Below are 7,059 nucleotides of genomic sequence, written 5' to 3' on the forward strand. Positions count from 1 at the left end.
GGCTGCGATCTTTTGACGTTGATCTTAAAAAACAAGATCAAAAGATCGCAGCCTTCGGCAGCTCCTACAGGGGATTGGTGGTGTTCTTTCAGGCGGGGTAACCGGTGATTTTGCGGATGCTCTGGTACAGCGGTTTGAGCTGGCGGTACATGCGCAGGTAGACCTCTTTGTACAGTTGCTCATAGATTTTCCGGGCCTCGGGCTGCGGTGTGAAAACCGCGCCGACCCGGGTCATCGCCGCGATGGCCGTGGGGAAATCCGCATGCAGCCCCAACCCCACCGCACAACAAATCGCTGCGCCCAGACCCGAAGCCTCATACACATGCGGACGCTCCGCCGGCAGGCCGAAAATATTCGCCGTGAGCTGCATCGCCGCATCACTCTGCGAGCCGCCACCGGCAACGCGCAGACGCTTGACCGAGACCTTCGAACGCCGCTCGATATTCTCCATGCCCTGACGCAACGCATACGCCAGCCCCTCAAGAATCGCCCGGTAAATATGCGCCCGGGTGTGCACATCACCGAAGCCAATCATCGCGCCTTTCGCTTCCACACCCGGCTCGCGAATCCCCGGCGACCAGTACGGTTGCAGCATCAAACCCATCGATCCCGGCGGCACCGCATCGACCAGCGCATCGAACAACTGCTCCGGCTCGATGCCCTGCTCTTTCGCCTGCTGCATCTCGCGCAAGCCGAACTCGTTCTTGAACCAACTGACCATCCAGTAACCGCGATAAATCATCACCTCACAGTTGTACTGATCCGGCACTGCCGAGGGGTACGGCGGGATCAACGGGACAATTTCCAGATAGCGCGAGCGGGTACTGGTGATCGTCGCCGTGGTGCCGTAAGACAGGCACACCGTATTCGCATCGACCACGCCGGCACCGACCACTTCGCAAGCCTTGTCGGCGCCGGCAGCAATCAACGGCAAACCTTCGGGAATGCCGGTGTGGCGAGCGGCTTCAGCGGTGATGTAGCCAAGGGTTTCACCAGGTTTTTGCAAGCTCGGCAATTGCTCGGGACGCACCGCCAGCGCCTGCCATTTCCAGTCACTCGGCGCAGCCCATTTCAGGCGTTTGAAGTCGAACGGCAGGTAGCCAACGCAACAGCCGATCGAGTCGACAAAGCGTCCGCACAGTCGATGGGTGAGAAACCCCGAGAGCAGCAAAAACTTGTCAGTCGCCGCCCACACGTCAGGCTGGTGTTTTGCTATCCAGTTAGCCTCAGCCTGGGCGCGAAAGTAATCCACGGTGCCTTGCGCGCCGACCAGTTTGAACAGCCAGCCCCACGGCCCTTTGATCCCGCCCTCGACTTCGCTCTGCCGTTGATCGAGCCACAGAATCGCCGGGCGCAATGGCTTGCCCTCGGCATCGACATTGATCACCGTGCCGCGCTGCGTGGTCAGGGAAACGCCGGCGATCTGTGAGCGATCAATCCCCGTCTGTTGCCAGACCTGCTGACACGCCTCGCCGAGTTTCGCCCAGTAATACTCCGGATCCTGCTCGGCCCAGCCCGGCTGCGTCGAGTAATACGCCTGCAACTCGACCTTGCCTTTGCCGAGCAGATTGCCCTGCAAATCGAAAAGCAGCGCGCGCACGCTCTGGGTGCCGTTGTCGATGGCCAGCAGGTAACGCTTGTTCGGGTGGTTATCCATGGAGCTCTCTTCAAGGGGCATCAAGGCGTGGCATCCGGCAAACCGTGATGGCGTTGCCACAACGCCCGATAACGCTGTTCTTCCTGCTGCCAGTGTTCGTCGCACCAGGCCAGTCGTGGCTGGCAGAGTTGGCGAATGGCGGTGAAATATTCTTCGCCACCGCGCGGCAACAGCAGGCCCAGACGCGTGCGGCGCAGGAGCAGATCGTCGAGGTGCAAGACCATTTCAGTCTCACAGGCGAAGGCCAATTCCGCCCACAAGGTGTCCGTGGCGCCGACCGTGGCGTGGCCGATTTCTTTGATTAATTGCGCCAGCCTTGGCAGTTCTCGGCCATGCCGTCCTGCCAGACGTCGCCACTGATGGCTGCTCAATTCAGCAATCGGCAGCGCAGGCACAGCGGCAAACACTGGCGCGGCGTCATCGATGAAAGGACGACCCAGCATGCTCGCGCAGGCCTTGAGCACTTCGATGGCTTGCGGGCGAAACGTGGTCAGCTTGCCGCCGGCCAACGTCACGCAACCGGGCTCCTGCCACAGCACATGCTCGCGGGTTTCGTTCGACGGCTTGTCTTGATGCGCACCCGCGCTGCCCACCACCGGACGTACGCCGGACCAGGTCGACAGCACATCATTAGCCGTCACAACTGCGCCGGGAAACTGTTGCGTGCAGGCCGCCAGAAGATAGCCGAGTTCTTCAGCGCTGATGCTCGCGCTCTGATCCAGATCGTCGCGATGGTCGAGGTCTGTAGTACCGACCACCGTCGCGCCCTCCCACGGAAAAACAAACACCGGACGCCGATCGCGCTCATGCAGAAAAGTGAACGCCTGCGCCACCGGCAAACGCCAACCCGGCAGCAATACATGACTGCCACGCAATGGGCGTAATTGCCGTGGTGCCTCAGTCGGCCGCAAACGCTCAGCCCACGCACCAGTCGCCACAGCGAGCACACCGCAGCGCAATTGCAGGGTAGCGCCGCCCTCGCAATCTTCGATTTCAACGCCGCACACCCGCCCCTTTTCTCGCAGTAAATGTTCGACGCGAACGCCATTGACCACGACAGCACCATCGGCGCGTGCCTCGCTCAACACACGCATCACCAGCCGCGCATCATCGGTCAGCGCATCGACAAAACAGGTGCCGCCGAGCAAGCCGATTTCCTTCACGCCCGGCGCCAGATAACGCAGTTGTTGCGCATCATGAAATCGATGGCTGCGCCGTCCCGCCAAGGCGTCGTAAACGCTCAGCAAGCCACCCAACACCCGAGGCCCGGGAAAGCCGCCGCGATAGTGCGGCATCATAAAGCTCATCGGCTCGACCAACCCCGGCGCTTCGTCGAGCAAGCGCTGACGTTCGCGCACCGAATCACGAGTCAGGCGCCACTGGCCCTTGGCGATGTAACGCAAACCGCCATGGACCATTTTCGACGATCGGCTAGAGGTGCCCCAGGCAAAATCACGCTGTTCCAGCAGCAGACAGCGCCAGCCTCGACGCGCGGCTTCCCGCAGGATTCCGGCGCCGCTGATGCCGCCGCCGATGACGATCAGGTCCCAGCTTTCCTCGGCCAGCGTCGGCAGAATCTGCTGACGCCATGCGGCGTTCCAGTCCGGATTCATCGCCGTCACTCCGGCAGCAGCGTGCCGGGATTGAGGCGCCCGGCCGGATCAAAGTGTTTGCTCAACGCCTGCAAGGTATCCATCGCCAATGCGCCCTTCTCGCTTAACAGGTACGGCGCGTGATCCTTGCCGACGCCGTGCTGGTGACTGATGGTGCCGTGGTTGTCGACGATGGTCTGGCTGGCCGCGTGTTTGAGCGCTTTCCAGCGTGCCAGCGTCTCCGGGTAATCCGCCGCCGGGCGAAACACGTAAGTGGTGTAGATGCTCGAACCTTCGCCGTAGACGTGGGACAGGTGGGTGAACACATGGACACGCTCGCCCTCAGCGGCCAAGGCCTCGCGCAGGCTGTTTTCGATAAGGTTGAGCAGGTTGTCGACGTTGCTCCAGTCGGTAGCGGTTTCGAGGGTGTCGACCACATAACCGGCGTTCCACAGGTTCTCGCGCAGGTAGGGGAACCGGAAGCGGTTCTGCGCCCATTTCTTGCCGAGCAAGGTGCCGGTGAACACGCCGCCGAAGGCCTTCAGATGCTGTCGTGCCTGGGTCAGCGACAGTGCGTTTTGTCGACGATTGCCAGTTACGCCGAAGGTCAGCAGGCACTTGCCCGCACCGGCGCCGCGCAGTTTCAGATACTTTTCCAGCCAGGCGATTTGTTGCGGATGACCGGCCAGCGCCAGCTGCGTTTCGGTTTCCACGGCGTTGGATAAACGCAGCATCGACAGCGGTACGCGCGCCTGGGCCAATTGGCGGATGGCTTGCAGGGCCTTGGTCCAAGAGGGCAGAAACACGCCGTAGAAACGCTCATCGGCAGGCAGCGCGCTGATCCGCACTTTGACTTCGGAAATGATCCCGAAACGGCCTTCGCAACCGAGCACCACTTCGCGCAGATCAGGCCCGGCGGCAGAGGCCGGAAACGTCGGAATTTCCAGAGGCCCGGCGAAGGTTTCCAACGTCCCGCCAGCAAATAACTGCTCGATCCGGCCATAGCGCAACGACTGCTGACCGCTGGAACGACTGGCAACCCAACCGCCCAACGTCGACAACTCCCACGACTGCGGGAAATGCCCCAGCGTGTAGCCCCGCGCACGCAGCTGACTTTCCACCTGCGGCCCGCTCGCACCGGGGCCGAATGTCGCCAGCAGGCTTTGTTCGTCGAGATCGATCAGGCGATTCATCCGCGCCAGCGACACCGTCACCACTGGCCGCGCAGAATCTGGTGGATTGATGTGTCCGGCCACCGACGTGCCGCCGCCGTAAGGGATCAGGCACAAGTCCTGTTCGTGAGCGAGCGCCAGCAACTGGCGAATGTGTTCAGCGGTCTCGGGGAACGCCACCGCATCCGGATAATTGCCCAACGCCCCTTCGCGCAACGCCAGCCAGTCCGGCAGGCTCTGGCCCCGCGCATGCAGCAAACGGTCATTGGCATCGACGCTGTACAACGTGTGCGCCGACAATCGCGAGGCCGGCACACGCGCCAATGCCGCTTCAAGGGTCGCATCGGGCAGCGCGCGCCCCTCGCCCAGTCGCTCATGAAGAAATTCCGCGCCCTGGGCCGGCAGTTCGACCACCGTGGTTGCATCTCCCCAGCCGTTCCAGCGTCGCATGCGTGTGTCCTTCTAACCGTCGGATCAGTGATATTTCAGGCCCCCATACTAGCCAGCGGCCGCAAAGTGTCACGGTCGCATCCGGCCAGTTCGTGTAGCCAATTGAGTCAAACGTCGCGCAAGCGTCAGCCATTTACTTTAGTCGGGGTTTCAAATTACCTTTCAGGCTATTCGTCCGCCTCCGCCGCCATTGATCAAAGGAATGGGATCATGCAATCGCTTGGCTTCACCTCGGTTCCGCCGCTGCTCAAATACCTGCGCCACGCCGAACAGCTGGGCATGGCCATCGAGCCGGCGTTGGCGGCAGCGGGTTTGCAGGCGCAGCAGTTGAGCGACAACACCCTGCGTTTGCCCGGTGAGGCGCATGAACGGTTGCTGGATTATTTCTGCGAACACTCGGGCGATCCGCTGTTCGGCCTCAACGCGGCGAATTTCGTCCTGCCCAATTCGTGGAGCGTGCTCGGTTACATCACCATGAACTGCGCGACGCTGGGCGATGCGATGAGCCGGATCATGCCGTTCGAAAAACTGGTCGGCGACATGGGCGTCAGCCGCGCCGAGGTGCTGGATGGCCACGTGCATCTGATCTGGACCTGCCGGTATCAGCGTCCACGGATTCGTCGGCATCTGGTGGAAAACGTGTTGGGGTCATGGCTGCACTATGCGCGCTGGATCGCTGATACGCAGATGTCGCCGGCCGCAGTCTGGTTGGAACATTCATGCCCGGCCGAGGCCACGCCGGCGCAGTACGAGGCGTTTTTCGGTTGCCCGGTGCTGTTTGATCAGCTGTATTCGGCGTTGGTCGTGCCGCTGGCGTATTTGCAGTTGCCGTTGCGCCAAGCGGATGCGCAGTTGCTGCGGACGCTGGAAGAACATGCGTTGGGGTTGATGGCGACGCTTGAGGATGCGTCGCTGGAGCAGCAGGTGAAGAACATCCTGCGGCAGTTGCTCAAGGAAGGCTTGCCACGCAAGGAGCAGGTCGCCGAACAGCTCGCTGTTTCCGTGCGCACGTTGCAGCGGCAGTTGCATCAGGCGGGGACGTCGTATCAGCAGATTCTCGATGATCTGCGTCAGGAGTTGGCTGAGCATTATTTGCTCAACAGCACGTTGCCGATTCAGGACATTGCGCAGTATCTGGGGTTTACCGAACCGAGGTCGTTTCACCGCACGTTCAAGAGCCGACGCGGGATGCCACCGGGGGAGTTTCGGCAGATGCATCGGGGTTGATTGTTCTGGCCCCTTCGCTGGCAAGCCAGCTCCCACAGTGTCCGAGTCGTCCACAAAATCTATTACTTGCACATAAACCTGTGGGAGCTGGCTTGCCAGCGATGGCGTCAGTGGCAGCCAACAATTCCTACAGGCAAATCTTCGATACTTGAGCGCAATAAACATCCCGCACCACAGGTGTTTAAAGACACTCAGCGTTACGCGAAACAGCCCACAAATCCTTGCGCCGCTGCCTACGCCTGCGCCAGAATCCGCCGGCTTGTGCGCCCTGAGCATGCTGCGTAACTTGATTGCGTCACTGATTCCCAGTGATCGAGCTTAGCGGCTCGGCTACATTCGCTCCCCGCTGCACGAGTATCATCCAGTCAGGTATTTGCCTGCGCTTAATGGTAGCTGTGCGCATGGCACCTTCGGGTGCGCCGGGGTGGGATGCGACCGGTCCGCTAACTTGCGCACAGCTGCCTCCCTTTTGCTTAGCGGCGAAATGGATGCGGCTTTAAAAGGTACGCTCCCATGTTCAAAGTAACGCCAAACCCGCCGGTCACTGACCCGGCCTCCCCCTACGAATCCGCCGATTCGAAGAAATTCCACGAAGCCGCCGAGCGCGCGCTCGACCATTATCTCGCCCCACCCACCGCGCAGATCATGGCCACGCCTTACCAACCCAACCACCTCTACATGGCCAACCCGGCATCCGCGACTGAACCCTTGCTGGTCGACGCCTGCGAAACACTGGGTTCTGCCTCGGTGATGCTCAACGACTTCGCCGCCGTGCTCGAAGGTTCGCACCGCAAGACCCTGCAAGGCATCGCGCAAGTGGTGATGGTGGCGGAAATGGCCGTCAATCAGGTGCTCGATAAGTTCGTGCCGACCGAGTAACGAAAAAGCCCGCGACCCAAACTGTGATGGTTAGGTGGCGGGCTCCTTTTTTCGGTGGGCCATTTTCCCCTCACCCCAGCCC

The 7,059-nt window shown here is 61.2% G+C and carries 5 protein-coding genes; 2 read left to right on the forward strand and 3 right to left on the reverse strand.

Annotated elements, in window-relative coordinates:
- Window positions 1-88: 88 nt before the first annotated feature.
- From PMI23_RS00965 to PMI23_RS00975, 3 genes are read right to left on the reverse strand one after another with little or no spacing between them, the layout of a single operon-like run.
- A complete protein-coding gene (locus PMI23_RS00965; RefSeq protein WP_042704866.1) occupies window positions 89-1,657 on the reverse strand; it encodes an FGGY-family carbohydrate kinase in 1,569 nt (522 codons plus the stop codon).
- Window positions 1,658-1,677: 20 nt separating this feature from the next.
- Window positions 1,678-3,270, reverse strand: a complete 1,593-nt coding sequence (locus PMI23_RS00970; protein ID WP_007911546.1) for a glycerol-3-phosphate dehydrogenase/oxidase — start codon at window positions 3,268-3,270, stop codon at window positions 1,678-1,680.
- A gap of 5 nt (window positions 3,271-3,275) precedes the next feature.
- Entirely contained in the window at window positions 3,276-4,871 is a 1,596-nt protein-coding gene (locus PMI23_RS00975) for an FAD-binding oxidoreductase (RefSeq protein ID WP_007911547.1), read from the reverse strand.
- Between the two features lie 210 nt (window positions 4,872-5,081).
- On the opposite strand from PMI23_RS00975, the gene gliR reads away from it, so the two are divergent.
- Window positions 5,082-6,098, forward strand: coding sequence for an AraC family transcriptional regulator GliR (gene gliR / locus PMI23_RS00980; RefSeq protein WP_007911548.1), 1,017 nt, complete (start codon window positions 5,082-5,084; stop codon window positions 6,096-6,098).
- 513 nt (window positions 6,099-6,611) lie between these two features.
- A complete protein-coding gene (locus PMI23_RS00985) occupies window positions 6,612-6,977 on the forward strand; it encodes a DUF6124 family protein (RefSeq protein ID WP_007911549.1) in 366 nt (121 codons plus the stop codon).
- Window positions 6,978-7,059: the final 82 nt, after the last annotated feature.

This window comes from Pseudomonas sp. GM24 (genome assembly GCF_000282235.1).
Classification (GTDB): domain Bacteria; phylum Pseudomonadota; class Gammaproteobacteria; order Pseudomonadales; family Pseudomonadaceae; genus Aquipseudomonas.

What these genes read in the sequence shown, in the direction of transcription:
- PMI23_RS00975 (WP_007911547.1), bottom strand. Translation starts at nt 4,871, where the DNA reads ATGCGACGCTGGAACGGCTGGGGAGATGCAACCACGGTGGTCGAACTG.
- PMI23_RS00970 (WP_007911546.1), bottom strand. Translation starts at nt 3,270, where the DNA reads ATGAATCCGGACTGGAACGCCGCATGGCGTCAGCAGATTCTGCCGACG.
- gliR (WP_007911548.1), top strand. Translation starts at nt 5,082, where the DNA reads ATGCAATCGCTTGGCTTCACCTCGGTTCCGCCGCTGCTCAAATACCTG.
- PMI23_RS00985 (WP_007911549.1), top strand. Translation starts at nt 6,612, where the DNA reads ATGTTCAAAGTAACGCCAAACCCGCCGGTCACTGACCCGGCCTCCCCC.
- PMI23_RS00965 (WP_042704866.1), bottom strand. Translation starts at nt 1,657, where the DNA reads ATGGATAACCACCCGAACAAGCGTTACCTGCTGGCCATCGACAACGGC.